Genomic DNA, 562 nt, shown 5'->3' with positions numbered 1-562 from the left:
GTCCTCTCCGGCGTAGGCGACCACGTCCAGGGTCGACATGACCAGACCGGCACCGTTACCGATGATGCCGACCTCGCCGTCGAGCTTGACGTAGTTCAGACCCTTCTCCCGGGCCCGCAGCTCACGGTCGTCCGTGTCGACCCCGTTGGCGAAGGGGGTCCGTTCCGGATGCCTGAAGGCGGCGTTGTCGTCCAGGGTGACCTTGCCGTCGAGGGCGACGACCCGATCGTCCCGGGTGCGGACCAGCGGATTCACCTCCACGAGCGTGGCGTCCTCCTCGGTCATCACCCGCCAGAGGGCCGCGACCACCGTCGAGGCGCGCTCCAGCACGGCGTCCGGCAGCCCGGCGGATCGACAGATCCCCAGGGCCGCCTCACGGTCCACACCCTCGGGGCCGACCGGGGTCCGGACGACCGCCTCGGGGTGGGTCGCGGCGACCTCCTCGATCTCCATGCCGCCCTCCTTGGAGCAGATGGCGAGGAAGTCACGGTTGGCGCGGTCGAGCAGGAAGGAGAAGTAGTACTCCTCGGCGATGTCACTCGCCTCTTCGACCAGGACACGG

General features: G+C 69.2%; 1 protein-coding gene. It reads right to left on the bottom strand.

The annotated features are described in order from the left end of the window. A partial coding sequence (locus DSY14_RS28035) for an ATP-grasp domain-containing protein (protein WP_307851362.1) occupies positions 1 to 562 on the bottom strand: 562 nt, incomplete at both ends.

The sequence above is a fragment of the Nocardiopsis sp. MG754419 genome (assembly GCF_018207095.1).
GTDB lineage: Bacteria > Actinomycetota > Actinomycetes > Streptosporangiales > Streptosporangiaceae > Nocardiopsis.
The sequence above is the reverse complement of the archived record's forward strand: the minus strand, read 5'-3'. Positions and strand labels throughout refer to the sequence as shown.